The organism is Sphingobium sp. DC-2 (genome assembly GCF_000722555.1).
Taxonomy (GTDB): Bacteria; Pseudomonadota; Alphaproteobacteria; order Sphingomonadales; family Sphingomonadaceae; genus Sphingobium; species Sphingobium quisquiliarum.
On sequence record NZ_JNAC01000034.1, the window covers coordinates 41,436 to 55,645 of the forward strand.

The window sequence follows — 14,210 nt, forward strand, 5'->3', positions numbered from 1 at the left end:
AGGGAACAGATGGTTGCGCGGTGACCCGCCATGCGCTAAAGGGCGCTCGCAATCAGGCGGCTTGCCGTCCGATACCCTGACAAATCCATGGCGCTCAACAGGGGCACCGGATGGACGCTGGCCGGCGAGGTTTCGCCCGCCGGCGATTTTGTCGTTTGGCGGGGTGGCGCTGTTTTCCGGGCCTTTGCGGCTCAAATGAGGTGATGATGTTCGATTCGCTAAGCGATCGTCTGGGCGGGGTATTCGACAAGCTTCGTGGGCGCGGCGCGCTGACGGAGGACGATGTCCGCGCCGCGATGCGCGAGGTGCGAATCGCGCTGCTGGAGGCCGATGTCGCGCTTCCCGTCGTGCGGCAGTTCGTCGAGCAGGCGACCGAGCGGGCCGTGGGCAGCGACGTGCTGCGTTCGGTCACGCCGGGGCAGATGGTCGTCAAGATCGTCTCCGATACCCTCACCGAAACGCTGGGGTCGGAAGCGTCCGACCTGCTGATCGACGTGGCGCCGCCCGCGGTCGTCATGATGGTCGGCCTGCAAGGGTCGGGCAAGACCACCTCCACCGCGAAGATCGCCAAGCGCCTCAAGGAAAAAGAGCGCAAGAAGGTGCTGATGGCGTCGCTCGACGTCCAGCGCCCGGCCGCGCAGGAGCAGCTTGCGGTCCTCGGCGCGCAGACCGATGTCGCGACGCTGCCGATCGTGCCGGGCCAGCAGCCGGTCGAGATCGCCAAGCGCGCGTTGCAGGCGGCGAAGCTCCAGGGCTTCGACGTGGTGATGCTCGACACGGCGGGCCGTCTGCACGTCGATCAGGCATTGATGGACGAGATGAAGGCGGTCGCCGAAGTCTCCAACCCGGCTGAAATCCTGCTGGTGGTCGACTCGCTGACGGGTCAGGACGCGGTCAATGTCGCGACCAGCTTTACCGCTCAGGTGCCGCTGACCGGCGTGGTGCTGACCCGCATGGACGGCGATGCGCGCGGCGGCGCGGCGCTGTCGATGCGCGCGGTCACGGGGCGGCCGATCAAGTTCGCGGGCACCGGTGAGAAGCTGGACGCGATCGAGCCTTTCCACCCGGCGCGCGTGGCGCAACGCATCCTGGGCATGGGCGACGTCGTATCGCTGGTCGAAAAGGCCGCCGAGACGATCGACGCGGAGGAAGCCGACAAGCTCGCCAAGAAGATGGCGAAAGGTCAGTTCGACATGAACGACCTGCGCTCGCAGCTCAACCAGATGCGCCGCATGGGCGGCCTTGGCGCGCTGGCGGGCATGCTGCCGGGCCTCAAGAAGGCGCAGCAGGCAATGGCGGCGAGCGGCGCGAACGACAAGACGCTGATCCATCTGGACGCGATGATCGGATCGATGACGCCCAAGGAGCGGGAGAAGCCCGCCGTTATCAACGCCAAGCGCAAGATACGCATCGCCAAGGGTTCCGGCCGCACTGTGCAGGAAGTCAACAAGCTCCTGAAAATGCATCAGGAGATGGAAACGGCGATGAAGAAGATCCGCAAGATGGGCGGCCTCAAAGGGCTGGCCAAGATGTTCACCGGCGGCGGCATGGACAAGATGCTGGGCGGGCTTGGCGGACCCGGCGGCGCTGGCGGGCCCGACCTGGGCGGGCTTCCGGGGCTAGGCGGCGGCAGCATGCCGAACCTGCCGCCCGGTTTTCAGAATTTCATAAAGAAATAAACAGTTTCAACAGGTTAAGTCAGAAAGGTAAGGTCAAGTTCATGGCAACGTCCATTCGTCTCTCGCGCGGTGGTTCCAAGAAGCGTCCCTATTATCGCATCGTCGTGGCCGACAGCCGCGCCCCGCGCGACGGCAAGTTCATCGAGCGCATCGGCAGCTACAACCCCGTCCTGCCCAAGGGCGATGAAAAGCGCGTCGTGCTGGACGTCGAGCGCGCGAAGCACTGGGTTGCCGCCGGCGCGCAGCCGACCGACCGCGTCGCCCGCTTCCTGGACGCCGCTGGGGTGAAGGAACGCGCCGCCCGCAGCAACCCGAAGAAGGCGGAGCCGGGCCAGAAGGCCAAGGAACGCGCCGAAGACCGCGCCGCCAAGGCTGCGGAGGCCGAGGAAGCCCGCAAGGCCGCTGAAGAAGCCGCCAGCGCTCCGGCCGAAGCGCCCGCCGAAGAAGCCGCGCCCGAAGCTGCTCCGGCTGAAGAACAGGCCGAAGGCTGATCGACTTGACCGGCAAACCCGTCACTCTGGCCGTCATCATCGGCGCGCATGGGGTGACGGGCGAAGTCCGCCTGAAGCTGTTCGGAGAGGGGGCCGAGGCCCTCAAATCCTACAAGAGCTTCGATGCGGCGGGACGGGTGCTGACGCTAAAATCAGTGCGCCCCGGCCCCAATGGCGCTGTCGCGCGGTTCGCCGAGATTGGCGATCGCAGCGCTGCGGAAGCCTTGCGCGGCACGGAACTTACGGTGCCCCGCTCTGCCCTGCCTCCGCTGGAAGAGGGCGAATATTATCATGCCGACCTGATCGGCCTGCCCTGTTTCTCTACCGAAGGTGAAGGGCTGGGCAATATCGTGGCGGTCGAGAATTTCGGCGCGGGCGACATTATCGAGGTCGAGCGGCCGAACGGCAAGCGCTTCATGGCGCCGATGCATGCGGTGACGATTGCCGGGGATCGCGCGGTGATCGAGGCGGCGTTTGCGGTCTGATGGGCTGGAACGGCCATCCGCTTTTAGCGTCATGCTGAAACACGTTCAGCATGACTGTGGCATAGTGCGTTCCCGGCTCCGCGAAATATGACGTTCACCACCCAGATCCTGACCCTCTACCCGGAGATGTTTCCCGGGCCGCTGGGCTTGTCGCTCGCCGGACGGGCGCTCATGGAGGGGAAATGGAGTTGCGACCCCATCCACATTCGCGACTTTGCGACGGACAGGCATCGCACCGTCGATGACACGCCTGCGGGCGGCGGGGCGGGCATGGTGCTGCGCGCCGACATATTGGGGCTTGCCATCGATCATGCGCTGGAGAAGCGGCCCGATCTGCCGGTGATCGCCATGACCCCGCGCGGCAGGCCAATCACCCAGGCGCGGGTGCGGGAACTGGCCGCCGGGCCCGGCGCAACCATCCTGTGCGGCCGGTTCGAGGGATTTGACGAGCGCATTTTCGAAGCGCGTCCCGTCGAGCAGATCAGCATGGGCGACATCATCCTGTCCGGCGGAGAGATGGGCGCGCTGATGCTGCTGGACGCTTGCATTCGGCTGCTTCCCGGAGTAATGGGCGCGGCTTCCAGTGGGGATGAAGAGAGCTTCGAAAGCGGCCTTCTCGAATATCCGCACTATACCCGGCCCGCTCTGTGGGAAGGGCGCGCGATCCCTGAAGTGTTGCGATCGGGGGATCATGCGAAAATCGCCGCCTGGCGGAAACAAAGGGCGGAAGAAGACACACGGCTAAGGCGGCCGGACCTTTGGGAACGTCATATCGGCGTTCGGGACCAGCCGCCCTCTGGTGCGCAACGCGAAACGAAGGACTGAGTTGAATGAACTTGATCCAGCAGATCGAGGCCGAAAACATCGCGGCTCTCGCCAAGGATATCCCGGAATTCCGTCCGGGCGATACGCTGCGCGTCGGCGTGAAGGTCGTCGAAGGCGACCGCAGCCGCGTCCAGAATTATGAAGGCGTCTGCATCGCCCGCTCCAACAAGGGCATGGGCAGCAACTTCACCGTGCGCAAGATTTCGTTCGGTGAGGGTGTGGAGCGCGTCTTCCCGCTCTATTCGCCGAACATCGATTCGATCACCGTGGTCCGCCGCGGTGTCGTGCGCCGTGCGAAGCTCTATTATCTGCGCGGCCGCACCGGCAAGCGCGCTCGCATCGCCGAGCGCCGCGACGTCCGCAGCGAGGATTGATCATCCTCGCGGCCTGACGGTCGAGACAAGAGAGGCGGCGTTCCTGAGGAGCGCCGCCTTTTTTATCGGCTCGTGAAATCCTTCCTGTGCCGAAGACGTGGGGAAGGGACTGCCGACGCAGCCGTTGGTGGATGGGAAACGGGCGAAGGGCGCGCACTTCCCCTCCACCAGCCTTACGGTTGATCCCCTTCCGCCTCTTGCGACAGGGAGGATTTAGGGCTCAGCCGAACAGCAGTTGATGCACGGGATTTTTCGGGTCCAGCAGCATCTTTGCCGTCAGCCCCAGCGACATGATGATCAGCAGCGGGCGGATCAGCCTGCTCCCGAAGCGCATGGCGAGGTGCGATCCGATCTGGCCGCCGGTGATGCTGCCCACCGCCATGGCGAGGCCAGCGGCCCAGATCACATGGCCGCCCGCGATCATGGTCAGCAGACCGGCCACATTGCTGGCAAGGTTGGCCGCTTTCGTCTGTGCCGTCGCACGCACCAGCCCCAGGCCGCCCATGGCCAGAAAGATGGTCGTGTAGAAAGCGCCAGCGCCGGGGCCGAAGAAGCCGTCATAAAAGCCCACCATGCCGATCAGCAGGCTGAGCCCCGCAATGCCGAGGCGGCTGTGCCGGTCCAGTTCGCTGATCCGGGGGGAAAAGGTGAAATAGGCGGCGAGCGCGATCAGCAGCCCCGGCATCAGCCCGGCCAGGATCGACGGGTCGACCCGTTGCAACAGCCACGCCCCGCCCACCGACCCGGCGAAGGCGGCGGCGATCGGCCATCGATAGGCGCGCACGTCCATATGTCCCGCCCGCGCATAGGCGATGCATGCGCCGAAGGTGCCGATGGACGATTGCAGCTTGTTCGTCGCCACCGCCGCGACCGGCGGCACGCCTGCGGCCATCAGGGCGGGCAGGGTGATGAGGCCGCCGCCGCCCGCCATGGCGTCGATGCACCCGGCCATCAGCGCCGCCGCGATCAGGAAGCCGAGCGTTTCAGGAGAAAGGATCATGACCGCATATGTTCAGCTGACGCTCCGCTCTGATTCCGCTTGCCGCGGCCAAGGCGGACGGGGTCGTCCCTTCGCCGGACGCTAAGGGGAACGTGAGGGGAGGAAAAACCCTCAATAAGCGCGCGCGATGGCGAACTCGACAGCTTCCACCAGCGCAGCCTTCGCCGTGCCTGCGTCGAATCGGCCGAGCGCGTCGATCGCCCGCTGTCCATAATGGCGCGCGCGGGCCAGCGTGTCGTCGATCGCCCCGGTGGAGCGCAGCAACTGGGTGGCGCGGGCCAGATCCTCGTCGCTGGTCCGGTTGCCCGCAATCGCCTGCTTCCAGAAGGCGCGATCCTCTTCTGATCCGCGCGCATAGGCCAGGATCACCGGCAAGGTCACCTTGCCGTCGCGGAAGTCGTCGCCCGCATCCTTGCCCATGGTCGCGCCGTCGGATTCATAATCGATGGCGTCGTCGATGAGCTGGAAGGCGATGCCAAGGTTGCGGCCATAGACGTCCAGCGCCTTTTCCTCCGCCTCATCACGGTCGGCGACCACCGCCGAAATGCGGCAGGCAGCGGCGAAGAGGGCGGCGGTCTTCGCGCCGATAATGTCCAGATACTGCTCCTCGCTCGTGTCGATCCGGCGCTGGGCGGTCAGCTGGTTGACCTCGCCCTCCGCGATCACGGCCGACGCGTTGGACAGGATCTTGAGGACCTTGAGCGATTCCGCCTCGACCATCAGTTCGAAGGAGCGGGAAAAGAGGAAGTCGCCCACCAGCACGCTGGCGCTGTTGCCCCAGATGATGTTGGCGGTCTTGCGGCCCCGGCGCAGGCCCGATCCGTCCACGACATCGTCATGCAGCAGGGTGGCGGTGTGGATGAACTCGACCGCGGCGGCCAGCTTGTAGTGGCGCGTCCCGGCATAGCCGACGAGGTCGGCGCAGGCGAGCGTCAGCATCGGCCGCATCCGCTTGCCGCCGCCCGCGATCAGATGGCCGGCCAGTTCCGGGATCAGCGGGATGCGCGATTGCATCCGGTCCAGGATCACCGCGTTCACCTGGTTCATGCCCCCGGCGACGAGGGCCATCATCGGGTCGAGCGAAGGCGCGCCGTTGGCGCGGCCGATAGGATGGACATTGCCGGAAGCAGGTGCGGTCATGACCCGGCCCATGTGGCGGTGCAAAATGCAGATGGCAAGCGGGAATAGCTTGCGCGTTCAGCGGGAAGGCGCAAAAAAGCGCGAAATTTGGAGGACAGGCGTGGACGACAGTTTGAACCGGTATCGCGAGAGCATCGACAATATCGACGCGGCGCTGGTGTTCATGCTCGCCGAACGCTTCAAGATCACCCAGGCCGTGGGGGAATATAAGGCCTCCCACGCGCTGCCGCCCGCCGATCCGGGGCGGGAGGAACGGCAGATCGCCCGCCTGCGCCAGCTTGCGACCGATGCGAAGCTCGACCCCGATTTCACCGAGAAATTCTTGCGCTTCATCATCGATGAGGTGATCCGCCATCATGAGCGGCTGCGGGAAAGCTAGAGCCTAGGCAGGCTCCGCCACTGGCTCGCGCCTTCCCGGCGAGCGGCCGAGCAGCACGCCCGCCAGCGCCAGCGCGAAGCCGATGAGCTGCACCGGGCCCAGCCGCTCGCCGAACAGCGCCCATGCCTCGATCGCGGCGAGGGGCGGGACGAGCAGCAGCAGCATCGACATGCGCGCCGCCCCCTGTGTGCGCACCAGCCAGACGAGCAGCGACAGCCCGCCCGCCGACAACCCGAGCACCGACCAGCCGAGGCCGATCCACAGCAGCGGCGCATTGTCCCACCGCGCTTCGCCGATCGTCAGCGCCGCCGCGATCGCGACCAGCGCGCCGCCCGCATTCTGCACCGCGCCCGAAATCCAGATGCCGTCGCCGGAAATCGAACCCCGCTGGACCAGCGTGCCGCCGGTCATGGCGATGATGGCGGCCAGCCCGGCAATGGCGGGCAGGACCGGGATGCCATCCACGCCGGACCGCTCGATCGCTGGCAGCAGCACGCATCCGACGCCCGCAATGGCGATGCCGAGGCCTGCCCAGGCGCGCCCCGGCAGCCGGTCGCCCAGCAGCGCGACGCTGGCCACCGCCACCATCAGCGGTTGCAGCGCGCCCAGCAGCGACATGATGCCCGCTGGCATGCCATGATAGACCGCCCACCAGCTTACGGTCAGGTAGATGCCGTGCAGCATCGCGCCCGCCGCCAGATGCTGCCGCAGCCGCCCGGCCGGGGGCAGCGCCTGCCGCGCCCGCCATGCGATCAGCCCCAGTAGCAGCGCCGTCAGCGTCAGCCGCAGGCTCAGGATCAGTTCCGGCGCGCCATGGGGCACGGTCGCCCGCGCGACGATGAAGCCGGTGGACCAGATGAGGACGAACAGGATGGAGGCGGCCAGCGCGATCATCCGCGCGCCTTGGCCCATGCGCGCCGCGCTGTCGAGTTTGGCATTGAGCCTATTCCCGTCCCGCGCGGATCGCCGCTCCCCCGGCGATGGGGGTGATGGCGACCAGCAACAGCGATGCCGCGCCCAGGAACTTGAACGCGGCGCCGCTCCCGTCGCCCAGCGTCCCCGCGCCGAAGATCAGCAGCGGCACCGCCAGCGGCAGCGCCAGCAGTCCCGCCAGCGCCCCGCTGGACCGCAGCCCCGCCGTCAGCGTCGCCACCAGCAGCCCCAGCGCTGCCAGCGCGGGCGTGCCGATCAGCAGCCCCAGCTCCACCAGCGCGATCGTCGCGCCGTCCAGCTTCAGCAGCGCGGCGGCGGGCAGGGCCGCCAGCATCAGCGCCGGGCCGAAGCCCAGCCAGTGCGCCGCCAGCCGCGCCAGCACCACCATCTCCTCGCCGATGCCGCGCGCCGCCAGCTGGTCCAGTACGCCCGCGTCGCGGTCCGGCGCGACCAGGCGATCGACCGGCAGCAGGCTGGCGAGCAGCGCCGCGATCCACAGCATGCCCCCGCCCGATCGCCGCAGCAGCGCCGCGTCCGGCCCCACCGCGAAGGGATAGAGGCTCGCCACCAGCAGCAGGAAGGCGACCGGCAGCCACAGCCCCGCCGACTGCCACGCCTGCCGCAGGTCCCGCGCCACCAGCAGGGCCAGCACCCTCATGCGGCTTCCTCGACACCATAGGCCGCAAGGTCCAGCAGCACCGGCGCGCGCAGCGGCAGGGGCTGGTGCGACGCCGCCAGCACGATCCCGCCGCCCGCCAGATGCGCCTCCACGCAGCGCCCCAGCAGCGCCAGCGATGCGTCGTCCAGCCCGTTGCCCGGCTCGTCCAGCAGCCAGATGACCGCGCCGCTCGCGATCACCCGCGCCAGCGCCGCCCGCTTGCGCTGCCCGGTCGAGAGCATCCGCACCGGCGCATCGCGCAGCGGCGTCAGGGCCATCGCCGCCAGCGCCCCATCCAGCGCCGCCGCGTCCGCCCCGTCCAGCTTCGCCCAGAAAGACAGCGCCTGCATCAGCGGCTGCTCCATATCCAGCGCGAGCCGCTCGTCCGCCATCGCGATCCGGCCGTGCCGTTCGACCGTCCCCGCCGCTTCGCGCAGCAGCCCGGCGCAGATCCGCATCAGGCTGGACTTGCCGATGCCGTTTGGGCCGCGCAGCAGGGCGCTGCCGCCCGCCTCCAGATGCAGGTCCACACCCCGGAACAGCAGCCGCCCGCCACGCGCGCAGGCAATGCCCGACAGGCGCAGCGCCGCTCCGCTCATGGCGCGACCATGTCCTCCAGAACCTGCATGTCGATGTCGGACAGGCCGAAATGATGGCCGATCTCATGCACAACCACATGGGTGATCAGCGCGTCGAGCGGCACGCCCGTTTCCACCCATTCGTCCAGCAGCGGCCTGCGGAACAGATGCACCGTGGGGGGACTGTCGCCGGTCTGCGCCGGGTCGCCCACCGGCCGCCCGCTATACAGGCCGGTAAGGCCGAACGGATCGTCTATCTCCATGTCCTTGAGCACCTGCGCATCGGCGAATTCCTCGACGAACAGGACGACGTTGGACAGGTGGGAGCGGAAGGGGTCGGGCAGGCGCGACAACGCCTCCAGCGCCAGGGTTTCGATCTGCGCGCGCGTCGGCGCGATCTGGCAGGGCTGACTATCATCGGACATGGCCGGGCCATAAGCGAAAGCCCGTCATGTGAACAGAGCGACCATTGCCGCGCGCGTCCGGCGATGGTCAGTTCTGCCGCGCGGTTTCGATCCGGTCCTCATATCCCCGCAGCGCCGCGATGACGGAGGGGTCGTTCGCATAGCGCCGCCGCAGCAGTGCCAGCCGCGCGTCGGTGCCGGTGCACAGTTCCGCGATGCTTTCGGCCAGGAAGACGCGCCGTTCGCCGTCATAGGGTTCCTCGCCCCGGAAATGATCGCAACTGTCGCGGTCGACCATGAAGCTGGTCACCTCGCCGGGAAAGGCGGTGAGCTGCGCCGCGTCAGGGGATGGGGGCAGGTCCAGCGAGGAGCGCGGCGCGGGATGCGCCCTGACCGTCACCTGCGCGGATGGCCGGGCGGGCGCGGCGGCATTTTCCACCGGCGGCGCGGCTTCCACGATATTGGCGGCCGGGGCAGGGGCGGACGTCATCGCATTGGCGGCGGGCGCATCTTCGTCCGACGCGTCACGGCAACCGGCGGCCAGCGCCAGTATCATCATCATCGGAAACAGCCCCACCCGTGCGCCCAACGATTTCCTCCCGCAATGTCGCGATCAGGTCAGCGACATGCGGCAGCCGCTGTTCCTCCTCATCGAGAATCGCCATGAAAGCGGCTCGCCTATAGGCCCGCACCGCGTCTTCGGAAAGGCGGCTTGCCGCGGGAACTGCCGAATTCACGATGTCCAGCAGCCGCTCGACCCCGTGCAGCCGCCCCCACAGATAGTCATTTTCCCGGTAGGCCCGGCTGAAAAAGGCGCCGAAGTTGTTGAATTCAATGCCTTTCAATGTCGCTTCCGCGCCGCCCGCGCGGATCGCCGAGCAATCTTCCGGCGAAATCCGGTCGACCTTGACCGGATCATATTCATCCGCGGCGTGTCCTTGAAGCAACGGTAGCGTGGCGATGTCGTAGAAGGGGAAGCCGAGATAGGAGAGCAGCATCACCCGCCGCTCCGCCTTGGGCAGGGCCGCCAATGCTTCGGCCAGCATCAGGTCGGCGGTCTGGTCCCGTTCATTGAGGCCGCGCGCCCGCGCGATCGCGTCGAGCGCCGTGGCGGGATCATTGGGCACCTCGCCCGCCGCTTGCCGGATCGCGCCATCGTAGAAATCATGCCCCTCGCATTCGGTATAATGGGCGATCGCCTGATAGATGGCGTCGTGCATCTTCTGGATGACATCATCGCCCGCCTGCGATTCGACCTCCAGCGTCTCCGCCAGCCGCCGCGCGAGAAAGCGCAGCCGCCGGATGCGGAAGGACAGGTCATGGGTGCGGAAGAAGGTGACGGGCGGCGAATTGGGCCCCACATCCTCCGTCAGCCGGTCCGCCCCGATCGCCCGGACATGAGACCAGAGCGCCTGCCGGTAGCTTTCGCGCATCAACGGGCTTTCCTCGCCGCTCAGGTCGAACAGCAGGGCGGCCAGATCCTCGACAATGCCCGACAGCTTGAGATGCCCATAAGCGGGAAAGGCGAAACCGGCCGAATTCGCCGCGCGCTGCTGCGCCTTCGCGCGCCAGGATGACAGGCGGGCGGGCGTGGGGCGGTCCAGGAACAGCAGGCCGCCGATCGTGCTTTCCACCTCCGCCTCGATCCCCGGCCGCAAGGCGTTGAGGATGCGCACCATGCGGCGGATGCGGGAACTGTGCCGGTCGATCGCATCCAGATTGTCGCGGATCGGCTGCTCGCGCGGAATGTCGCTGAGCGCGCCGAAGATCGTCCTGAAAAATCCGGGCAGCGCCGTCGATTCGCCCCCGGCGTCCTCCTCCGCCGCGCCCTGCCGGTTCAGCCGCACCGACCGGCGGCCCGGCTTGGGATCGATATAGACGAAGCGGCGGTCGACCTCCCGCCGCGACGGCCGGTTGCGCAGCGCGCCGATCGCCTGGGCGAAGGGGGCGTTGGCCAGCACCGATCCGTCGATCAATATGGCGTCGTCGGCCATGCCCCGTGCCCAATGGCGGGGCAGGGCATGCGCCAGAAAGGCGTCGCGGGTCGGCCAGGGGCGCTTGCGTTCCTCCAGCACCTTGTCCAGCTCCCGCACGGCGAAGGGCGGGAAAGCGCCGGGAAAGCTGGCCGTCGCCCGCGCGGCGAAGACCAGTTCGGCGGGATCGGCGAAGGCGCGGCCGCCCCCGCCCGCATCCCGCCCGCGCGCGGTGAAGCCGATCGACAGCCTATGCTCCGTCTCCACCACCTGCGGCGGGCTGTTGAGGTTCAGGCTTTGCGGATGGCCTTCAAAGTCGGTGACGGTGACGAACAGGTCGAGCGGATGGCCTTCGGGCAGCAGGGGCGGCCCGCGATCGGCCGCCTCCATCGCATCGAACGCGTCCAGGATCATGGCAGTGAAGATCGCGCCGCCGAAGGGCGGCTCGAACCAGCGGGACCGGATGAAATGGGACAGTTTCTGGCGCACTTCCTCCCGCGCTACGGGGGCGACGGTGCGCTCCACCGTATCGCCGGGGTGCCGCGCCGCCATCCACACCAGCGGCGCCGCCCAGAATTTGGTGATCCGCCGCGCGGGCCGGGCGTCCGGGTCCAGCAGCTTTTCGACATCGGCATTTTCCAGCCACATTTCGGTCAGCGGCTCCAGCGACTGGCCGGTCTCGATCGCCTGCGCCAGGAAGATGCCGTTGATCCCGCCCGCGCTCGCGCCTGCGATGATGTCGGGCATGACGCGCAGCCGGACGCCGCCCGCCGTTTCAAGCTCCTCCAGCAGCTTGCGGTAGATCGCCTCGCTGCTGCCGCCCGTGGGCGCGCCGTCATGAAAGGCCCGGCTCGCGCGCGCCAGCCGCCAGATCTCCTTGGTGATGCCATGCATGTAGACGGCCAGGCTGATGCCGCCATAGCAGACCAGCGCGAGGCGGAGTTCGCGTTCCTTCATGGGGCCGCAACCTGTCCCGGAACGCATGCCCCTCCAACACCGCCCGCGCGCCGTTCAGCCATTATTCCCCACCGCAAGCATCTTCACCCGTCCCTCCCCCTCAGGCCCGGAACTCCGCCCAGATGGGCAGATGGTCCGACGCCTTGCGCGCCGCAGCGCTATCATGCACCCCGCAGTCCAGCAGTTTCAACTGGCCGCAATGCATGATCCGGTCGAGTTGCGCCACCGGCCGCCGCGCATGGAAGCTGCGGCCGCAGGGCGCGAAGCTGTAGTGGCGGGCGAAATCGGCCAGGCATCCGCGATTGGCGCTCCATTCGTTCAGGTCGCCCATCAGGACGGTCGGCATCGTCTCGCGCACCCCGGCGGCATGGATCACCGCCGCCGCCTGCCTGCGCCGCCACAGCCCCGACAGGTCCAGATGCATGCCGAAGAAGCGCATGGTCTTCCCCGCCAGCGTGACCTCCGCCATGGTCGCGCCGCGCGGTTCGAGGCAGGGCAGATGCAGCACGTCATGCGCGCCGATCTCCGCCTCCTTGCGTACCAATATCGCATTGCCGTGCCAGCCCATGGAATCCACCTGCACGTTCAGCGGCACGGGCTTGTAGGGGCTCAGGCTGTCCAGAAGCAGGGGCGGGATCGCCGCCGACCGGACGCCGAAGCGGCGATCGGCCTCCTGCAAGGCGATCACGTCCGCGTCGATCTCGTTCAGCACCTCCAGCACCCTTTCCGGGTTGCGGCGGCGATCGGTTCCTATGGCCTTGCGGATATTGTAGCTGGCGACGCGAATGGATTTCATCCCGAAACAATGCCTCACCCTGCGGCTGGTTTCCATAGGCAGGACGATGGGCTTACCCTTGCTATCCGTTCGCCCTGAGCGAAGTCGAAGGGCCCGGCTGAGCTTGCCGAAGCCCAAGCCAGCGCTTTGTTCTTGAAATGTTCGCAAAGCCGCGTCATAGCTCGTGCATGGCCAAGGCAAAGCGCAAATTCGTCTGTCAGCAGTGCGGCTCCGTATCCGGCCGCTGGCAGGGGCAATGCGACGATTGCGGCGAATGGAACAGCATCGTGGAGGAAGCGGCGGAGACCGTCTTTTCCGCGCGGCACGATCTCCAGACCGGGGGACGCGCCCTGACGCTGGTGGGGCTGGACAGCAATGTGGAGCTTCCCGCGCGCACCGGCACCGGCATCGCCGAATTCAACCGGGCGCTCGGCGGGGGCATCGTGCCCGGATCGGCGACCCTGATCGGCGGCGATCCCGGCATCGGCAAATCGACGCTGCTGCTCCAGGCGGCGGCCCGCATCGCCTCGCGCGGGCTGTCCGTCGCCTATATCAGCGGCGAGGAAGCGGCCGATCAGGTCCGGCTGCGCGCGCAGCGGCTGGGCCTTGGCAACGCGCCGGTCCAGCTTGCCAGCGCCACGTCGGTCCGCGACATATTGACGACGCTGGGGGAAGGGGAGCCGCCCGCGCTGCTCGTCATCGATTCCATCCAGACGATGCACAGCGACCTGATCGAAGGCGCGCCGGGCACCGTCAGCCAGGTGCGCGCGTCCAGCCAGGAACTCATCCGCTTCGCCAAGCAGCGCGGGACCGCGCTCATCCTTGTCGGCCATGTGACCAAGGACGGCAGCATCGCCGGGCCGCGCGTGCTGGAACATATGGTGGATACGGTGCTCAGCTTCGAAGGCGAGCGGAGTCATCAATATCGCATCCTGCGCGCGATCAAGAACCGTTTCGGCGGCACGGATGAAATCGGCGTGTTCGCGATGGTGGCCGAAGGGCTGGAGGAGGTGGCGAACCCGTCCGCCCTGTTCCTGACCCATCGCGATGAAAATGTCACGGGCGCCACCGTCTTCCCCGCGCTGGAAGGGACGCGGCCGGTGCTGGTCGAAATCCAGGCGCTCGTCGTCCGCCTTTCCAGCGGGGCGACGCCCCGGCGCGCGGTCGTCGGCTGGGACAGCGGCCGCCTCGCCATGATCCTCGCCGTGCTGGAGGCGCGATGCGGCCTCAGCTTTTCGACCTGCGAAGTCTATCTGAACGTTGCGGGCGGATACCGGCTGTCCGATCCGGCCGCCGACCTTGCCGTGGCCGCCGCGCTGATGTCGGCGCTTTCCGAACGGCCGGTGCCCGCCGATGTCGTGCTGTTCGGCGAGATCGCCCTGTCGGGAGAAATTCGTCCGGTCGCCCATTCGCCGCTGCGTTTGCGGGAAGCGGCCAAGCTGGGCTTCAACCGCGCCTATGTGCCCGCCGCGGCGGCGGACGGGGTGAAGGGCATTTCCGTCAGCGGCTATCGCGCGCTCAGCCAATTGGTTGACCAGATGCTCGGGCGCGGATAGCCC

Annotated in this window: 16 protein-coding genes; 7 read left to right on the top strand and 9 right to left on the bottom strand. The window is 67.6% G+C overall.

What is annotated here, in order from left to right; genetic code table 11:
- Positions 1-203: 203 nt before the first annotated feature.
- The 5 genes from ffh to rplS all read left to right on the top strand — a co-directional run bounded on the left by ffh (position 204) and on the right by rplS (position 3,854).
- Positions 204-1,679 carry a signal recognition particle protein gene (ffh, locus tag ET21_RS0106350; protein ID WP_030538994.1) on the top strand — a complete coding sequence of 492 codons (1,476 nt, stop codon included), beginning with the start codon at positions 204-206 and terminating at the stop codon, positions 1,677-1,679.
- 41 nt (positions 1,680-1,720) lie between these two features.
- Positions 1,721-2,170, top strand: coding sequence for a 30S ribosomal protein S16 (gene rpsP, locus ET21_RS0106355; protein WP_021237485.1), 450 nt, complete (start codon positions 1,721-1,723; stop codon positions 2,168-2,170).
- A 5-nt stretch (positions 2,171-2,175) separates the two neighbouring features.
- Positions 2,176-2,655, top strand: coding sequence for a ribosome maturation factor RimM (gene rimM, locus ET21_RS0106360; protein ID WP_021237486.1), 480 nt, complete (start codon positions 2,176-2,178; stop codon positions 2,653-2,655).
- 87 nt (positions 2,656-2,742) lie between these two features.
- Entirely contained in the window at positions 2,743-3,480 is a 738-nt protein-coding gene (trmD, locus tag ET21_RS0106365) for a tRNA (guanosine(37)-N1)-methyltransferase TrmD (RefSeq protein WP_030538995.1), read from the top strand.
- A 5-nt stretch (positions 3,481-3,485) separates the two neighbouring features.
- A complete protein-coding gene (gene rplS / locus ET21_RS0106370) occupies positions 3,486-3,854 on the top strand; it encodes a 50S ribosomal protein L19 (RefSeq protein ID WP_021237488.1) in 369 nt (122 codons plus the stop codon).
- 220 nt (positions 3,855-4,074) lie between these two features.
- Here the strand turns inward: rplS and ET21_RS0106375 are convergent, their stop codons facing one another.
- A complete protein-coding gene (locus ET21_RS0106375; RefSeq protein ID WP_021237489.1) occupies positions 4,075-4,854 on the bottom strand; it encodes a TSUP family transporter in 780 nt (259 codons plus the stop codon).
- 111 nt (positions 4,855-4,965) lie between these two features.
- Positions 4,966-5,994 (bottom strand): polyprenyl synthetase family protein, encoded by a 1,029-nt coding sequence (locus tag ET21_RS0106380; RefSeq protein WP_021237490.1) that lies wholly within the window; start codon positions 5,992-5,994, stop codon positions 4,966-4,968.
- 100 nt (positions 5,995-6,094) lie between these two features.
- Between ET21_RS0106380 and ET21_RS0106385 the strand changes: the two genes are divergently transcribed.
- The gene (locus ET21_RS0106385; protein WP_030538996.1) at positions 6,095-6,373 is read left to right on the top strand and encodes a chorismate mutase; all 279 of its coding nucleotides are present in this window, start codon (positions 6,095-6,097) and stop codon (positions 6,371-6,373) included.
- A gap of 3 nt (positions 6,374-6,376) precedes the next feature.
- Here the strand turns inward: ET21_RS0106385 and ET21_RS0106390 are convergent, their stop codons facing one another.
- From ET21_RS0106390 to ET21_RS0106420, 7 genes are all read right to left on the bottom strand, one after another.
- The gene (locus tag ET21_RS0106390; RefSeq protein ID WP_030538997.1) at positions 6,377-7,267 is read right to left on the bottom strand and encodes a DMT family transporter; all 891 of its coding nucleotides are present in this window, start codon (positions 7,265-7,267) and stop codon (positions 6,377-6,379) included.
- A 49-nt stretch (positions 7,268-7,316) separates the two neighbouring features.
- Complete coding sequence (locus ET21_RS0106395) at positions 7,317-7,964, bottom strand: heme exporter protein CcmB (RefSeq protein ID WP_030538998.1); 648 nt, start codon at positions 7,962-7,964, stop codon at positions 7,317-7,319.
- A complete protein-coding gene (ccmA, locus tag ET21_RS0106400; RefSeq protein ID WP_030538999.1) occupies positions 7,961-8,563 on the bottom strand; it encodes a heme ABC exporter ATP-binding protein CcmA in 603 nt (200 codons plus the stop codon). Before ccmA ends, ET21_RS0106395 begins: the two co-directional genes overlap by 4 nt.
- A complete protein-coding gene (locus ET21_RS0106405; RefSeq protein WP_030539000.1) occupies positions 8,560-8,967 on the bottom strand; it encodes a metallopeptidase family protein in 408 nt (135 codons plus the stop codon). The genes ccmA and ET21_RS0106405 overlap by 4 nt, the downstream gene beginning before the upstream one ends.
- 67 nt (positions 8,968-9,034) lie before the next feature.
- On the bottom strand, positions 9,035-9,502 hold the full coding sequence (locus ET21_RS0106410; protein ID WP_030539001.1) for a hypothetical protein: 468 nt from the start codon (positions 9,500-9,502) through the stop codon (positions 9,035-9,037).
- Positions 9,471-11,876 (bottom strand): patatin-like protein, encoded by a 2,406-nt coding sequence (locus ET21_RS0106415; protein ID WP_081856615.1) that lies wholly within the window; start codon positions 11,874-11,876, stop codon positions 9,471-9,473. Before ET21_RS0106415 ends, ET21_RS0106410 begins: the two co-directional genes overlap by 32 nt.
- Positions 11,877-11,976: 100 nt before the next feature.
- Positions 11,977-12,672: an endonuclease/exonuclease/phosphatase family protein gene (locus tag ET21_RS0106420; protein WP_030539003.1), complete on the bottom strand. Its 696-nt coding sequence runs from the start codon at positions 12,670-12,672 to the stop codon at positions 11,977-11,979.
- 167 nt (positions 12,673-12,839) lie between these two features.
- On the opposite strand from ET21_RS0106420, the gene radA reads away from it, so the two are divergent.
- On the top strand, positions 12,840-14,207 hold the full coding sequence (radA, locus tag ET21_RS0106425; protein WP_030539004.1) for a DNA repair protein RadA: 1,368 nt from the start codon (positions 12,840-12,842) through the stop codon (positions 14,205-14,207).
- Positions 14,208-14,210 lie beyond the last annotated feature (3 nt).

Coding starts and splice junctions, on each gene's coding strand:
- ffh (WP_030538994.1), top strand. CDS start 204: ATGATGTTCGATTCGCTAAGCGATCGTCTGGGCGGGGTATTCGACAAG.
- rpsP (WP_021237485.1), top strand. CDS start 1,721: ATGGCAACGTCCATTCGTCTCTCGCGCGGTGGTTCCAAGAAGCGTCCC.
- trmD (WP_030538995.1), top strand. CDS start 2,743: ATGACGTTCACCACCCAGATCCTGACCCTCTACCCGGAGATGTTTCCC.
- rplS (WP_021237488.1), top strand. CDS start 3,486: ATGAACTTGATCCAGCAGATCGAGGCCGAAAACATCGCGGCTCTCGCC.
- ET21_RS0106375 (WP_021237489.1), bottom strand. CDS start 4,854: ATGATCCTTTCTCCTGAAACGCTCGGCTTCCTGATCGCGGCGGCGCTG.
- ET21_RS0106380 (WP_021237490.1), bottom strand. CDS start 5,994: ATGACCGCACCTGCTTCCGGCAATGTCCATCCTATCGGCCGCGCCAAC.
- ET21_RS0106390 (WP_030538997.1), bottom strand. CDS start 7,267: ATGATCGCGCTGGCCGCCTCCATCCTGTTCGTCCTCATCTGGTCCACC.
- ET21_RS0106395 (WP_030538998.1), bottom strand. CDS start 7,964: ATGAGGGTGCTGGCCCTGCTGGTGGCGCGGGACCTGCGGCAGGCGTGG.
- ccmA (WP_030538999.1), bottom strand. CDS start 8,563: ATGAGCGGAGCGGCGCTGCGCCTGTCGGGCATTGCCTGCGCGCGTGGC.
- ET21_RS0106405 (WP_030539000.1), bottom strand. CDS start 8,967: ATGTCCGATGATAGTCAGCCCTGCCAGATCGCGCCGACGCGCGCGCAG.
- ET21_RS0106410 (WP_030539001.1), bottom strand. CDS start 9,502: ATGATACTGGCGCTGGCCGCCGGTTGCCGTGACGCGTCGGACGAAGAT.
- ET21_RS0106415 (WP_081856615.1), bottom strand. CDS start 11,876: ATGAAGGAACGCGAACTCCGCCTCGCGCTGGTCTGCTATGGCGGCATC.
- ET21_RS0106420 (WP_030539003.1), bottom strand. CDS start 12,672: ATGAAATCCATTCGCGTCGCCAGCTACAATATCCGCAAGGCCATAGGA.
- radA (WP_030539004.1), top strand. CDS start 12,840: ATGGCCAAGGCAAAGCGCAAATTCGTCTGTCAGCAGTGCGGCTCCGTA.